Origin of the sequence: Pantoea brenneri (genome assembly GCF_038594305.1) — a bacterium.
Taxonomy (GTDB): Bacteria; Pseudomonadota; Gammaproteobacteria; order Enterobacterales; family Enterobacteriaceae; genus Pantoea; species Pantoea brenneri.
The window spans coordinates 1-800 of record NZ_JBCGBG010000018.1; the positions used below are offsets into that span (position 1 = coordinate 1).

Here is an 800-nt window from a genome sequence, read left to right on the forward strand (position 1 = left end):
GCGATTGGGTGGATCAGGGTAACAACCATTTTGATGTTGTCGCCTGGCATTACCATCTCAACGCCTTCTGGCAGCTCAACTGAGCCCGTTACGTCAGTAGTACGGAAGTAGAACTGAGGACGGTAGCCTTTGAAGAACGGAGTATGACGGCCGCCTTCGTCTTTAGACAGAACGTAAACTTCTGACTCGAACTGGGTGTGTGGCTTGATGGTGCCTGGCTTAGCCAGAACCTGACCACGCTGGATGTCTTCACGCTTGATACCGCGCAGCAGAACACCACAGTTTTCGCCTGCCTGACCCTGGTCCAGCAGCTTACGGAACATCTCAACACCGGTACAGGTTGATTTCGCAGTATCTTTGATACCCACGATTTCAACTTCGTCGCCGACTTTAACGATGCCGCGCTCAACACGACCGGTAACAACAGTACCACGGCCAGAGATTGAGAATACGTCTTCGATTGGCAGCAGGAACGGCATGTCGATCGCACGCTGTGGCTCTGGAATGTAGTTATCCAGGTGCTCAGCCAGTTCGATGATTTTCGCTTCCCACTCAGCTTCGCCTTCCAGCGCTTTCAGAGCAGAACCACGAACGATTGGAGTGTCGTCGCCTGGGAAGTCATATGCTGACAGCAGGTCACGAACTTCCATCTCAACCAGTTCCAGCAGCTCTTCATCATCAACCATGTCGCACTTGTTCAGGAACACGATGATGTAAGGAACGCCAACCTGACGACCCAGCAGGATGTGCTCACGGGTCTGTGGCATTGGGCCATCAGTCGCAGCAACAACCAGGATCGC

1 protein-coding gene is annotated in these 800 nt (G+C 53.1%); it reads right to left on the reverse strand.

Going from position 1 to position 800, the window contains the following annotated elements; all coding sequences use genetic code 11:
- A partial coding sequence (locus AABB92_RS23310) for an elongation factor Tu (RefSeq protein ID WP_342560943.1) occupies window positions 1-800 on the reverse strand: 800 nt, incomplete at both ends.